Annotated in this window: 6 protein-coding genes; 5 read left to right on the top strand and 1 reads right to left on the bottom strand. The window is 74.2% G+C overall.

All coding sequences use genetic code 11. The features are described from left to right. Positions 1-545: 545 nt before the first annotated feature. From JO379_RS05170 to JO379_RS05150, 5 genes are all read left to right on the top strand, one after another. Positions 546-3,416, top strand: coding sequence for a helix-turn-helix transcriptional regulator (locus JO379_RS05170; protein ID WP_209514124.1), 2,871 nt, complete (start codon positions 546-548; stop codon positions 3,414-3,416). A 13-nt stretch (positions 3,417-3,429) separates the two neighbouring features. After that, positions 3,430-6,339 (top strand): helix-turn-helix transcriptional regulator, encoded by a 2,910-nt coding sequence (locus tag JO379_RS33870; protein WP_209514122.1) that lies wholly within the window; start codon positions 3,430-3,432, stop codon positions 6,337-6,339. Next, positions 6,336-9,215: a helix-turn-helix transcriptional regulator gene (locus tag JO379_RS05160; protein WP_209514120.1), complete on the top strand. Its 2,880-nt coding sequence runs from the start codon at positions 6,336-6,338 to the stop codon at positions 9,213-9,215. Before JO379_RS33870 ends, JO379_RS05160 begins: the two co-directional genes overlap by 4 nt. 181 nt (positions 9,216-9,396) lie before the next feature. Further along, a complete protein-coding gene (locus JO379_RS05155) occupies positions 9,397-10,605 on the top strand; it encodes a cytochrome P450 (protein WP_209514118.1) in 1,209 nt (402 codons plus the stop codon). A 186-nt stretch (positions 10,606-10,791) separates the two neighbouring features. Then, positions 10,792-12,390 (top strand): GMC oxidoreductase, encoded by a 1,599-nt coding sequence (locus JO379_RS05150; RefSeq protein ID WP_209518532.1) that lies wholly within the window; start codon positions 10,792-10,794, stop codon positions 12,388-12,390. Between the two features lie 113 nt (positions 12,391-12,503). Here JO379_RS05150 and JO379_RS05145 read toward each other — a convergent pair whose 3' ends face one another. Next, positions 12,504-14,672 (bottom strand): PIG-L family deacetylase, encoded by a 2,169-nt coding sequence (locus tag JO379_RS05145; protein WP_130876536.1) that lies wholly within the window; start codon positions 14,670-14,672, stop codon positions 12,504-12,506. Positions 14,673-14,991 lie beyond the last annotated feature (319 nt).

Below are 14,991 nucleotides of genomic sequence, written 5' to 3'. Positions count from 1 at the left end.
GTCGCGGCCGGATCCCGCTCCCCGGGCCGGCGCCGCGGAATGACCGCGGGCCTCGCGGTGCTGTGGCTGGCGGCGCGCGCGGATCGGCGCGCGCCGTCGATGCCGCCGGAGGGGCACATGATGGCGAGAATGTGCGGAACTGCACGGGGCCGGCCGACGTGAGTACGTTCGGATGTCAAGATTCCATCAGGATCGGTCCGGAGCGGGCTGGGGCTGTCGGGACAGAACGCGGCAGGCTACAGGAGTCGTGTGGAGGCCGGATGTCATGCCCGAGGGCGACGTGCATTTTCGGTTCAATCGCCCCTGCGTCGTGCGGCTGTTCGATGGCGGCCGGGCGCGCGGGCACACCCTGTAGGCAGCCGGGAACAGACCGTCCAGCGTTGGCCATGCATAGTCGCCATTCTGGCTGAAATGTGATGGGTGGCCATGACCCGTCCTGTTACCGTCGATTCCGATCTTGATCGTGCAAGTCGGTTCATCGGAGCTGTTCTTCTGTCACATCGGATCACCAGAGGTCGAGTGTGGCTTCACGAAAGAGAGAACGCGTGGCGGTCAGCAGCGGTATAGGTCACGGCGCCACCCGGCTCCTGGTCGGCCGATCCACCGAGCTGAACGACTTGGCACGGCACGCCGCGAAGGCACGCGACGGCGCCGCACGGGCGGTCCTCGTCCGCGGACCCGCCGGGATCGGCCGGACCAGCCTGCTGTCCTCCCTCACCGAGCGGCTGCGCTCCGACGGCATGGCCGTCCGCTCCTTCACCGGCCGCGAGACCGCCGTACGGCCCCGGCCGTACCAGGCTGCGCACGAACTCTTCGGGGCGGCACCCACCCCGGCCCCCGCACGCCCCGCGCCCCGCGCCCGGGGCACGGCGCCCGCCGGGGCCTCCGCCGCCTGCCTCGCCTACGCCGCCCAGCGACGGCTCTACGGACACGCCGTATCCCTGCTGGCCACCGGCCCCCTCGCGCTCGTCCTGGACGACGCGCAGTGGTGCGACGAGGCCTCCCTCAAATGCGTGGACTTCGTGCTCCGCAGATCGGCCGGCCGGCCGCTGCTGGTCCTGTTCGCCCAGCGCACCGAATGCGGCGGGCCCGGCGCCCCGATGCTCGGCGAGATCCTCGCCCAGGACCGCTGCGGCCTGCTGGAACTCGGCCCGCTGGGCGAGGACGAGACCGCCCGTCTGGTCACCGGCGCCCTGTCCGGCCCGCCCGACGAGCGCTTCGTGCGACGCTGCGCCGAACTCTCCGGGGGCAACCCCCAGCTCCTCCACCGGCTGCTCGCCGGGCTGCGCGAGGCCGGTGTCCGCCCCGACACCGGCGGGCTGCACCAACTCGAGGTGGTGGGCCAGGGCGTCGTCGCCGCCGGGGTCCCGGCCTACCTGGCCGGCCAGCCCCACCACGTGCGGCAGGTGGCCCGGGCCCTGGCCGTCCTCGGCCGTGACGACGCCGAACCCCTCAGCGCCCTCTCCGGGGTACCCCTCAAGCGCATGACCTCCGCCCTCGACGCCCTGCGGCGCAACGACGTCATCGCGCCCGGCACGACCGGCGCCATGTGCGACGCGGTGCGCTCGGCGGTGCTCGACGGCCTCGCGGCCCCCAAGCTGGAATGGCTGCGCGCCCGCGCGGCCCGGGTGCTCAACGACGCCGGGCGCCCCGCCTGGGAGGTCGCCGACCAACTGGTGCTGCTCAAGGAGCTGACCGAGCCGTGGATGCTCGCCGTGCTCCGCGACGCCGCCGCCGAGGCACCCGCGCGCACCACCACCTCCCGGGCCTCGGTGCGGTACCTCCAGCGGGCCCTGGCCGCCGAACTCACCGAGGGCCAGCGCAAGGACGTACGGATCGAACTGGCCAGGGCCTCGGCCCAGGTGGCACCCGCCATGGCGCTGTGGCACCTGCGCCAGGCCCTCGGCGACGCGACCACCGCCCGGGACCGCGCGCCCATCGCCGTGGAATACGGGATGACGGCCCTCGGCAGCCGCAGCGCCCCCGAGGCGATCCGGATGCTGGGCCGCACCCTCGACGCGCTGACCGCCGAACTGGGCGACGACCCCACCCCCGCCGACCGGGAGCTGCTCACCTCCCTCACCTCCGCCCTGCTGATCACCGCCGTGAACGAGAAGGGTGCGATGGCAGCGGTCCGCGAGCGGACCGGCACCCGGCCCGCCGCACCGGCGGGGGACAGCCCGGCCGAGCGGCAACTCCTCTCCGCCCTCAGCGGCTTCGCCGCGCTCGACGGCCGGCCCGCCCACGAGGCGGCGGCGCTGGCCCGGCGCTCACTGCGGGTCGAGGAGTCCGCGCCCGGCGGCTGGTGGGTGCTCGGCTCCTCCCTGGTCCTCGCCCTCGCCGACGAGGTCGACGAGGCCCTGGCGGGGCTGGACCGCTCGCTGACCGGCAGCCGCGCACGCCACGAACCGTGGATGCACCTCGGCGCCCTCGCCGGACGGTCCCTCGTCCGGCACGGCACGGGCGACGTGGCCGCGGCCGCCGAGGACGCCCGGACCGCCGTCGAATACGCCGAACAGGGCGAGCGGGCCCCCGGTGCCCCCCTCGCGTACATCGCGCTCGGCACCGTACTGCTCTCCCAGGGCCGCACCGAGCGGGCCGAGGCCGCGCTCGACCGCGCCGCCCGGCCCGGACTGGAGCGGCACATCTGGGAGTGGCACCACTACCTCTACGCCAAGGGCCGCGCCCGCCGGGAGCGCGGCGACCTCGACGGCGCGCTGGAGGCATGGCTGCACTGCGGGCGGAGCCTGGAGGAGGCCGGGGTGACCAACCCCGTCCTCGCCCCCTGGTGGCTGCCGGCCACCCACACGCTCGTCGGCCTGGGCCGCACCGGCGAAGCCGCCGACCTCGTCGCCCGGACCACCCCCTGGGTGCGGCGCTGGGGCACCCCCCGCGCCGAGGGGCTCGGCCTGCTCGCCGCGGGCATCGTCGCCGAGGGCCGGGCCCGGCTGGACCTGCTCGCCGAGGCCGTGGACGTCCTCGCCGGCTCCCCGGCCCGGCTGGAGCACGCCAAGGCCGCGTACCAGCTCGGCAGCGAACTGCTGCGCCACGACGACGCCCGGGGCGCGCGCCGCCATCTGCGGCAGGCGATCGAACTCGCCACCCGCTGCGGCTACCCGATGCTCAGCGAGCGGGCGCGCAAGCTGCTCGTCACCGCGGGCGGCCGGATGCCGCAGCTCGCGTCCAGCCCCGTCGACTCCCTCACCGACAGCGAACGCAAGATCGCCGTGCTGGCCAAGGGCGGCGTTAGCAACAGGGAGATCGCCGAGGCGCTGTTCGTCACCCCCCGCACGGTGGAGATGCACCTGACCAACGTCTACCGGAAGCTCGACGTGCGCGGCCGCGCCGACCTGCCCGCACAACTCGCCGCGTACGGCCCGCCGCCCGGGCGGCAGCCGCGGCGGCCGGGCCGGTAGGAGGTCGGCGGTGGTGAGACAGGTGTCGTACTCGCGGGACGAGAAGCCGGAACGCCGGCCGCCCGCGACCGGCTCCGCCGGCGCGCCGACGCGGCTCGCCGAGGGCGAGCTCGTCGAGCGGGAGAAGGAGCAGGAGCTCCTCGCCGGTCTGCTCGGCGGCCTGCGCTCCGGGCGGTCGGCGGCGGTCGAGGTCCGCGGCGTCCCGGGCAGCGGTCGCAGCGCCCTGCTGAGCCGGGCCGCGGAACTCGCCGACCGGGCCGGGGTCCGGGTGGCCGCGGCCCAGGCGTCCTGGGAGGAGTCCGGGCTCCGCTACGGCGTGGTGGCCCAACTCCTCGCCGCCCTCACCCCGGCCACCGGCGCGGGCCGCACGCCGCTCCCGGCGGGTGACGAGCCGGCGGACCGCACCGTGGAGCTGTGCCGGGTCTTCCTCACCGCGGCCCGCGCGCAGCCCCTGCTGCTGGTCGTCGACGACGTCCAGTGGGCGGACCCCTGCTCGCGCCGATGGCTCCAGGCACTGGCCCGCAGGCTCGACTCCGCCCCCCTGATGCTGCTCACCGCGCGCAGCGACGCACTGCCCGGCGGCCCGTACGACCGCATCGAGCTGTGCCCGCTGGCCGACGCTCCGGCCGTCACCGGACACACCCTCCACCTCGCTCCCCTGTCGGCGGCCGGGGTGGGCGAGATGCTCGGCCGCGCATTCACCGAGCCCGCCGACCCGGCCTTCGTCCGGGCGGCTGCCCGGGCCGTGGAGGGCAACCCCGCCGTCCTGCGCGCGGTGATCGGCCGCTTCTCGGGCCACGGCCGGCCACCGGCGGCCGACCGGCTGCCGCAGCTGACCGAGGCCGCCGCCGAGGCGATCGGGGACCGGGCGATCCGTACGTTCGGCGTCCTGCCCGAGGAACTCCTCGGCGTCCTGCGCGTCATCGCGGTGGCCGGCCGGTACTGCACCCCCGAGATGATCACCGCCCTGGCGGAGCTGCGGACCCTCGGCGCGGCCCGCGCCCTGGAACTGCTCTCCGGCACCGGCCTGCTGACGGCCGGGGACCGCCCCGCCTTCGGCGAACCCAAGGCGGCCGAGGCGGCGCTGGCCGGGATCGGCGCGGAGCGCCGCGAGGAGCTGTACGCGCGCGTGGCCGAATGGGCCCACCGCACGGCCGTACCCGACGGCGGACTGGCCCGGATGCTGCTCGGCGCGCGCGTCATCGGCCACCCCTGGGCGGTGGAGGTCCTGCGCCGGGAAGCCGCCCGGCGGCGCGCCGCCGGACACCCCGAGGAAGCGGTGCGGCTGCTGCGGCGCGCCCTGCGCGAACCCGTCCGCCCACCGCTGCGGGTCCGCATCCTCATCGAGCTGAGCACGGTGGTGCTGCCCACCTCGCCCGAGGCCGCCGACCGCCATCTGCGCCAGGCGCTGCTCGTCGCCCCGGCCGACGGCAGCGTCGGCCCCTCGTGGGTCCGCGCCGCCGAACTGCTCGTGGCCCGCGGCGACGTCGTCGCGGCACAGCCGCTGATCGCCCAGGCCGCCGCCCGCAGCGAGACCCGCCCGGCGGACCACGCGGCGCTGCGGGCGCTGTACTGGCTCGCCGAACACAGCCAGCAGGGCGCGACGCACGAGCTGGACCAGCCCCGGATGACGGCGTTGCCCACCTCGCCCACCGACCCCGCCGAGGCGGGCGTCGTCGCCTGGCGCGGCGCCCTCGGCGGCCACGACATCGCCCGCACCCGCGCACTGGCCCGCGCCGCCCTCGCCCCGTCGGCGCGCGACACCACCCCCCTGACCACCCAGCTGGCGGCCTGTCACGCGCTCGTCCTCGCCGACGACTTCGCCGAGGCACGCACCGCCCTGGACGCCGTCCTGGTGCGTGCCGAGGAGTCGGACGCCCGCGCGGTGACCGGCCTCGCCCTGCTCGTCGACGCCACGGCGGAACTGCGACAGGGACGCCCCGACCGGGCCGCGACCGCCCTCGACCGGGCCCGGGAGACCGTCCCCCAGCACTGCTGGCACCCCCTCATGGCCCCCGGCCCCCCGGCCTTCCGCGCCCTCGTCCAACTGGAGCGCGGGGACCTCGAAGGGGCCGAGGGCTCCGTCGCGCTGGCCCGTCCCGGCGGCGCCGAGGGCGGTCTCGCCTGGGCCCACCTGCTGTACGCCCGGGGCAGACTGCGGCTGGCCCTCGGGCAACGCGGCAAGGCACTCGCGGACTTCCTGGAATGCGGCCGGCTGCTGCTCGCCCGCCAGGTGACCAACCCGGCCCTGCTGCCCTGGCGTTCGGCCGCCGCGCAGGCCCGCGGCCCGCGCACCGACGACGCCCAGGCCATCGCCCTGCTCGCCGAGGAGCGCAGGCTCGCCCTGGCCTGGGGCGCGCCGAGCGCGGTGAGAACGGCCCTGCACACCGTGGGGGCGCGGGCCGGGGACCCGGCCCGCCCCGGGCGCCGGCCCGGCCGGCCGTGGCCCGAGTCCGCCGCCCCCACGGCCCGGACACCGGCCACCTGGCAGTACCGGCAGGCGCTCCTCGCCCTGGGGACCACGCCGCTGAGCGGCTCGGACACCATCGACACCCTGCTCTCCGACGACACACCGGCGACCGAACGGACCGGCCGCACCGGGCAGCGCGACCGGAGCGAACAGGCCGGGCAGACCGGACAGGGCGGGCGGGCCGCACCGGCCCGTCCCCGGCGGGCACCGGCCGGGACACCCCGCGCCCCCGGCGGCGCACCGGACCCGGCGTCCCTCGGACTGACCGGTGCCGAACTGCGCGTCGCCGCCCTGGCCGCGGGCGGGCTGGCCAACCGCGCCATCGCGGCCGAGCTCTCGGTGACCCTGCGCACCGTCGAACTGCACTTGACCAAGGCTTACCGCAAGTTGGGCATCTCAGGGCGTGCGGAGCTGGCCGCCGCCCTCGGGCGCGCACCGAGGGAGACACCATGACACCCCTGCTCGACCGCCGACGCGAACTGGACGTGATCGCGGCGGCGATGGCGGCGGCCGAAGGGGGCAGCGGCTCGCTGGTCGTCGTCACCGGTGGCGTCGGCGTCGGCAAGAGCGCCCTGCTCCGCGCCCTGCCCGCCCTCGCGGAGGCGCGCGGCACCACCGTCCTGCGCGCGAGCGGAGCCCTCCTCGAGGCGGACTTCGTGTTCGGGGTGGTCTCCCAGCTCCTGGAGCCCCTGCTGCCCGAGACCTGCGTCGAGCCGCCCGCCGACGCGACCGGGGCGGCCGTCGACGCCGAACCGCACCGCGAACTCCTCGCGCTGGTGGACCACCACAGTGCGCGCGGACCGCTGCTGATGCTGGTGGACGACCTCCAGTGGGCCGACCCGCCCTCGCTGCGCTGGCTCGCCCACCTGGCCAAGAGACTGCCGCGGCTGCCCGTCACCGTGGTCGTCACCGTCCGCGACGGCGACACCCGGGCCGAGGAGCCGCGCGTCCACGAGGTCACCGACCGCGCGGCGCACACACTGCGCCCCGGCCCGCTGTCCGCGCGCGGCACGGCCGAGCTGGTGGCCGCCCGCTTCGGCCGCCCCGGCGCCCCCGCCTTCGTCACCACCTGCCACAAGGCCACCGGCGGCAACCCCCTCTTCCTCACCGCGACCCTGGCGGGCCTCGCCGATACGGACGAGCCCGTCGCCGCCCGGGCCGGAGCCGTCCACGGGCTGCGGCTGCCGGCGCTGCGCGAGCGGCTCGTCGTCGCCCTGCGCTCCCAGCCCGGACCCGTGCGGGACATGGCCAAGGCGATGGCGGTCCTCGACGACCCGGCCGATCCCGTGCTCGTCGGCAGGCTCGCCGGCCTCGACGAGACCGGCCGCGACGCGGCCGTCCGGGGCCTGGCCCGTCTCGGGCTGCTGGCCGCGGGCCCCGTGCCCCGGTTCGCCCACCCGGCGGTGCGCGACGCCGTCGAGGAACTGATGACCCCCGCCGAGCAGGAGGACATCCACATCTACGCCGCCCTGCTCCTGCACAACGGCGGCCACCCCGCGGAGCAGGCGGCGGCGCAACTCCTCGCCGCCACCTCCTGCCAGGACGGCTGGGCGGTCGAGGTGCTGCGCGCCGCGGCCAACGCGGCCCTGCGCCGCGGCGCACCCGAGGACGCCGCCCGCTATCTGCGGCGGGCCCTGCTCGGCAGCTCACCCACCGGAGGGGAGCGGGCCACGCTCCTCGTCGACCTGGCCACCATCGAGCGGGCCTTCGACCCGCTGGCCGCGATGCGGCACATCTCGCAGGCGCTGCTGCTGCTCCCGTCGGCCGCGCAGCGCGCCATGGCGGCCACCCGCATCCCGCCCTCGATGCTCGGCTCCTGCCCGCCGCCGTGCGTCGAACTCGTCGCCCGCACGGCCGAGGACCTCGGCGATCCCGAGCGCCTCGGCGGCGCCGAGCGCGACCTGGCGCTGCGGCTCGAAGCCCGGCTGCGGCACGTGGCGGTGAGCGGTCCGGGCCAACTGCCCGGCTGCGCCGACCGCTTGCGTGCCATGGGGCCGAACCCGTCCCTGCGGACCGCGGCCGAGCGGGAGCTGGTCACCGTGCTCCTGCACGGCGCCACCATGGCGCAGGGCATGCGGGCGGCCGACGTGGCCCGGCTGGCCAACCGGATCCTCCAGTACGAACCCGCCTCGCCCAACCACGCCTACACCGCCCTGCCGCTGCTGACCCACAGCCTCATCGCGGCGGACTCCTTCGAGACGATCGGACCCTGGCTGGAGACCGCCCGGGAACAGGCCCGCCGGGAGAACGCCACCGTCCCCCAGACGGTGATCGGCATCGAGCTCACCCACGTCGCCCTCGCCCAGGGCCGCCTCGAAGAGGCACGCGCGCGTGCCTACGAAGTGCTCGCCCTGGGCGGCGCCGAGTGGGCCACCCTCCAGTCGATGACCGCCGTCGTCGTGACCGCCATCGAGAGCCGCGACCCGGAGCTGACCCGGCGGCTGCTGTCCTACCGCCGTGAGGGCGCCGACCACGGCTACCGGCCGTCCTCCCTGCAGCTCGTGCGCGGCGTCACCGCGGCGATGCGCGGTGACGCGCCGAGCGCCCTGGAGTACTTCCTGGACTGGGGGCGCTCCGCCGAGCGCGCCGACTGGCGTAACCCCGCCGTCTTCCCCTGGCGCGCCTGGGCGGCCGGGCTGCACCACCGGATGGGCAACACGGCACAGGCCCACGACCTCATCGAGGAGGAGTACGCCCGCGCCCTGGCCTGGGGCACCCGGGTGGCGATCGGCCGGGCCCAGCGGGTCCGGGGGGCCATCGCCGAGGGAGAGCGCGGCATCGCGCTGCTGCGGGAGTCCGCCGAGACCCTGGAAGGCGGCATCAACGCCCTGGAGCGGGCCAGGACCGCCCTCCTGCTCGGCCGGCGGCTGGGGGCCGACGGGCAGGCCGAGGCCGAGACCCACCTGCGCCGGGCCCGGGAGGAGGCGGAGGGCTGTGGTGCCACCTGGCTCGCCGAGCGGGCGGCGCGTGAGCTGGGGAACCTCTCCCGCGGCAGGAGCTCGGCGGCCGTCGCGCACCTGACGAAGGCCGAACGCCGCGTCGCCGCCCTCGCCGCGGCCGGAGAGGCGAACAAGGACATCGCCGAGCGGCTCGAGGTGAGTTCACGGGCGGTGGAGAAGCACCTCACACACGCCTACCGCAAGCTCAATGTGACGGGCCGGGCGCAACTCGCCGAGCTGGGCCACCTGTTGGGCGACACCACGGCCGAGCCGCCGGCACCCCGGGCGACCCTGACCACCCCCAGCGGAACGACCGCGCCGAACCGTACCGAACTCACCCGAACCAAAGAGTCCGGAACCGAACCGAAGCATGGCGTGAACCCTCGGTAACCCGTACCTCCCACGATGCTCACCACAGGGTTAGCGCCCCGCGGAATGAATTCGTTGACAGGCTTCGCACCGCGTCCATAACGTCCTTTTCCAACAGCCCTTCGGCCCGTGCGGAACATGCCGCGCCGACGGAGGCGAAAAGGCTCGCGGGCAGGTGAAGAGCGTCATCGAAAGGGCGGACATGACCGAACTCGCGTCGGTGTCTTTCCCCACCGTCCGGGAGAACGCCCGCGGCCTGCCGCAGTGCCCGCAAGGAGCGCGCGGGGAACCGCCGATCACCCGGCTGACCTTCGAGGACGGCCGGCCGGGATGGCTCGTCACCGGGTATTCCACCGCACGGGCGGTGCTCGCCGACCCCCGGTTCAGTGCCAAGGGGGAACGGCACCACCCGCCGGTGCCCCGCGCACCCACCCTCGGGGAATCCCCGGCCGCACCGACCGGAATGTTCAACCGGCAAGAAAATATGCGTGAAAAACCCGAGGAACAGCATTACCGCAAGCTGCTCCTCGGCCAATTGACCGACGACCGCATGCAGCGGCTCACCGAATGGATCGAGAAGAGCGCCGAAGAACTGCTCGACGCGATGGAGCGCCACGGCGCCCCCGCCGACCTCCTCGAGCACTTCGCGCTGCCGCTGCCCTCCCTGGTGATCTGCGAGCTGCTCGGGGTGCCCGACGCCGACCGCGAGGAATTCCAGCGCGCGAGCGCCGTGTGGAGCGGCCTCGGGGAGACCGCCGAGGCCGTACTGGGCGCCTTCGCGAGCCTCAACGCGTATCTGCACCGGCTGGTGCCGCGAAGGCGCGCACACCCCGGCGACGACCTGCTGAGCGGCCTGATCGCCGCCGACGACGCACTGACCGACGAGGAACTCGCCTCGATCGCCTTCCTGCTGCTGGCGGCCGGTCACGAGACGGTGGCCCACCAACTGGCCCTCGGCGTGCTCACCCTGCTGGAGGACCCGGGGCAACTGGCCGCGCTGCGCGCCGATCCGTCGCTCATCGACGGCGCGGTCGAGGAACTGCTGCGCCATCTGAGCGTCGTCCACCACGGGCCCACCCGCGCGGCCCTGGAGGACGTCGAGATCGACGGGCGGCTCGTCCGGGCGGGTGAGATCGTCATGGTCTCGCTGGCCGCCGCCAATCACGATCCCGAGCACTTCGCCGCCCCCGCCGCGCTCGATCCCGCCCGGGACGCCACCGGCCATCTGGCCTTCGGGCACGGCGCCCACCGGTGCCTCGGACGGCAACTGGCCCGCATCGAGCTGCGCGTCGCCCTCGGCGCCCTGCTGCGGCGCTTCCCCTGCCTGCGGGCGCCCGTGCCCCTGCGGCAGCTCCCGCTCCGCCACGACGCGCCGGTCCGCGGCGTCCGCCGGGCCCCGGTGGCCTGGTAACCGGCGGAGCCCCCAGGCCCGTGGACCGGCACGGTCCACGCCCGGGACCCCCGCCCGCGAGGGACCCGGACACATCAGTGAATCCCCCGTAAATCCCCCATTGATCCAGCACAGTGCAGTGCCGGAAAGGTCAGGTAAACCAGCGTGGTAGAAAACCAGCACCTGTCGCGTCGTCGGCTGTTCGGCATGGCGGCCCTCAGCGCCGCCGCCCTCGCCGGCGCGACCACGATCTCCTCGGCCTCCCGCGCGGCGGCCGCCGACAAGTCCGTGGCCGGCGGTACGTTCGTGCCGGCCGTGGTGATCGGCACCGGCTACGGCGCGGCCGTCTCCGCCCTGCGCCTCGGTGAGGCGGGCGTCCCGACGCTGATGCTCGAAATGGGCCAGCTGTGGAACCAGCCCGGCCCGGACGGGAACGTCTACAGCGGGATGCTCAAGCCCGACAAGCGCTCCAGCTGGTTCAAGACCCGCACCGAGGCGCCGCTCGGCTCCTTCCTCTGGCTCGACCTCGCCAACCGGGACATCGAGCCCTACGCCGGTGTCCTGGACCGGGTCAACTTCGACCAGATGTCCGTGTACGTCGGGCGCGGGGTGGGCGGCGGCTCGCTGGTCAACGGCGGCATGGCGGTGACCCCCAGGCGCTCGTACTTCGAGGAGGTGCTGCCCCGGGTCGACGCCGCCGAGATGTACGACCGGTACTTCCCGCGCGCCAACAAGACGCTCCGGGTGGGCAACATAGACAAGAGCTGGTTCGAGCAGACCGACTGGTACAAGTTCGCCCGGGTCTCGCGGGAGCAGGCGTCGAAGGCGGGCCTCGGCACCACCTTCGTGCCCAATGTCTACGACTGGGACTACATGCGGCGCGAGGCGGACGGCTCCGTGCCCAAGTCCGCGCTGGCCGCCGAGGTCATCTACGGCAACAACCACGGCAAGGTCTCGCTGGACAAGAGCTACCTGGCGAGCGCCCTGGGCACCGGCAAGGTCACCATCGAGACCCTGCACGAGGTCAAGACGATCCGGCAGCAGAAGGACGGCACGTATCTGCTGACCGTCGAGCAGAAGAACGTCGACGGCAAGGTGCTCGCCAGCAAGGAGATCACCTGCAAGCACCTGTTCCTCGGGGCCGGCAGCCTCGGTTCCACGGAACTGCTGCTGCGTGCCCGCGAGACCGGCACGCTGCCGAACCTCAACGCCGAGATCGGCACCGGCTGGGGCCCGAACGGCAACATCATGACCGCCCGTGCCAACCACATGTGGAACCCCACCGGGACCAAGCAGTCGTCGATACCCGCGCTGGGCATCGACGACTGGGACAACCCCGACGCCCCGGTCTTCGCCGAGATCGCGCCCATGCCGGCCGGTCTGGAGACCTGGGTCAGCCTCTACCTTGCCATCACCAAGAACCCCGAGCGCGGCACCTTCGTCTACGACAGGGCCACGGACCGGGCGAAGCTGCGGTGGACCCGGGAACAGAACGCGCCCGCGGTCGCCGCCGCGAAGTCGCTCTTCGACCGGATCAACAAGGCCAACACCACCATCTACCGGTACGACCTCTTCGGCAAGCAGCTCAAGGCCTTCGCCGACGACTTCTGCTACCACCCGCTCGGCGGCTGCGTCCTGGGCAAGGCCACCGACGACTACGGCCGTGTCGCCGGTTACAAGAACCTCTACGTCACCGACGGTTCCCTGATCCCCGGCTCCATCGGCGTCAACCCGTTCGTGACCATCACGGCGCTGGCCGAGCGGAACATCGAGCGTGTCATCAAGCAGGACATCACCGCCTCCTGACGTGGTGAGGTGAAGTGAGTGGGGGGCGTGACCGACAGGTCACGCCCCCCACTCGTACGAGCGCCCGGTGGCCGGGGCTCCACGAGGACGTCGGCTCTACGAGGACGTCGGCTCTACGAGGACTGGAGGTCGCTCAGCGGCTTGCCGTCGTGGGAGATCCAGTCCGCGAAGTCCGTCGTCCCCGAGCCGCTGCCGCGGGTGCTGCTGAGCAGGCCGTCCGACCCCAGGACGACGGCGACCGTCCGCCCCTGGGCGTCCTGGGTGATCCCGGCGGTGCCCCGGTGCGGGACGCCCGCCTCCTGCCAGGGACCGGGGCGGCCCGAGCCCGTGGACACCCGGACGAGGCCCTTGTCGTCGCGGGCGGCCAGCACGGCCGTGTTCCCGGCCTGTGCCATGGCCACCCGGCCGTATCCGCCGATCGGGGCGCACTCGGCCGTCTGCCGCCAATTGCCCTTCTCCGCGGGCCGGTCGGCGATCATCACGCGCGCCGTGCCCGGTCGGCGCGTGGCCATCCGCATGCCACCGCCGGGCAGCGGGACCAGCGTCAGCGGGCCGGTGGTGGCGGGCAGCCGCGTCGGCTCGGACAGGTTCAGCGGACCGTCGGCGTCCTCGGACACCCAGTGGTGGACGGTCTTGATGTCGGCGGCGACGACGTGCAGGCGGCCCTTCTCGTCGAGCGCGGCGTCGAGGCCGTCCTCCAGCCTCAGCATCCGGCCCGGATCCGCCGGCAGGGGTGCCCAGTCCGACCAGGCCCCGGCGGCGTGGGTGCGGAAGGCCACACCGCCCGCCCAGTCCTTGACGAAGACGTGGACCTTGCCGTCCTTGGCCACGACCGCGACCGGGTAGCCCATCTCCATCGACCGCTGCGGGTCGTCCGCCTCCGGCGAGCCGAGGGACTCCCAGGGCCCGAACAGCGGGGTGCCGCCGCCGGTGACCCTGCCCGTCTGGAGGGAGGTGACGAGCTCGCGGTGGTGCTCCTTGCCGGGCGTGGGGAGCACGGTACGGATGGAGAACAGCCGCAGGGTGCCGTCGGGCAGCCGCACGGCCTGGACCTGGCCCTCCAGCATCGAGCCGCGGACCGGGGCGGGTCCGACCGGGGCGGGCGTGGACCAGATGCCGCTGCCGGGCGTCCGCTCGGTCCAGCACTGCGCGGTGCCGTCCAGCACCGCGAACGCCGCGAGCCGGCCGTCGGGGAGCGGCTGCACCCAGCGCTGGGTGCCCGTCGCCCGGTGCCGGAGGTGATTGGACCAGGGGGAGTTCTTGGAACGGGCGCCGACCTTGCGGTCACCGCAGCCGGCCCGGTCGCCGCAGTCCTTGCCGTCCACCCAGCCGTAGATGTCCAGCAGCTCTATCTTGTGCGCGATGGCGGCCGCGTCGAGGTTGGCGGGCAGCTTCAGGTTTCCGACCTCGTAGCCGACGTAGCTCTCCACGGCGGTGGGACGCGCGTGCTTGCGGCCCCAGTACTCGGCGAGCGCCGCCTGCGCGAAGTGGGCGGAGGAGGTGTGGTCCTGGTGGTCGTAGTACGCCCCGATGCCCTGGAGCGCCGGCGGGGTGTTGGGGTAGTGCGGGTCCTGCGGCATGTGGGTGGGGTTCGGGTCGAGGGTCCGCACGACGGTCGGCTGGTAGCGCTCCATGACGGCGGCGAGCGAGTCGATCAGCTGCTGGCGGCCGTAGTGGAAGGTGCGCCGGACCGGACTCCCGGTGGGCTTGAGGGTCGTCAGCTTCGGGGTCGCCCCGAGCCACAGCCCGCGCAGACTGTCCTTGCGCGGCCCTCGCATGGTGCGGGCCTCTATGAGCTCCATGAAGATCAGCTGGACCTGGGGGGCGGCCCGCAGCGTCTGCAGCTCGACCTCGAAGCCGGGCAGGAGCGTCAGCGTCTCCACGTCCCAGGGGCTGAGCCAGTTGCCGGTGGCCATCCGGGCGGTCGCCTCGCGGAAGCCGTTGAAACGGGCCCGGACGAAGTCACCGCGCCGCTCGGGCAGCTTCATGTAATGGGGGCTGTGCGTCAGGGCGTTGCGCCCGTCGGACTCCCCGCCGGTCAGGCAGACCGTCACGGCCGGGGCGCCGCTGCGTATGGCCTGCTCCAGCTCCGGGTTCATGAAGTAGAGGGAGTCGTCGGGGTGCGCGATGACGTGCACGAACGACTCGGTCGCCCGGGCCTTCGCCTGGCGCGCCGGGAACTTGCCCTGCTTGGTGACCTGCTTCGCCTCGGGTGCCAGCCACTGCCAGGCACCCACCGCGCCCGTACCGACGACGAGCGAACCGCCGGCGATCTGGAGCATGCGTCGACGCGGTATGTGCCCCGGCACAGGGGTCTCCTATCTCCTGCGCCAAGTGCGCGCGGTAGTACAACGAAAGGGGCGAAGCGAACTAATCACCCATTGATCATGAGTTCGATCCTACGACCCTCAACGCGCTGTTTCCCCGCTGTTATGTAACAGCCGTGCGACGGCCGGGCATAGATTCCAAGGCGATTGCGCAACACGGTGCGCGGGGTACGCCGATGATCACTGTGGGTCGCCTCGGGGTCACGCCGGGAGGGCCGGCGGGTCTGCCGGTGCTGCGGGCGCACCGGCCCTGAGCTGGGTAATCGGGGTCAGG

It is taken from the genome of Streptomyces syringium, assembly GCF_017876625.1.
Taxonomy (GTDB): domain Bacteria; phylum Actinomycetota; class Actinomycetes; order Streptomycetales; family Streptomycetaceae; genus Streptomyces; species Streptomyces syringius.
This window is presented reverse-complemented; position numbering and strand designations above follow the sequence as displayed.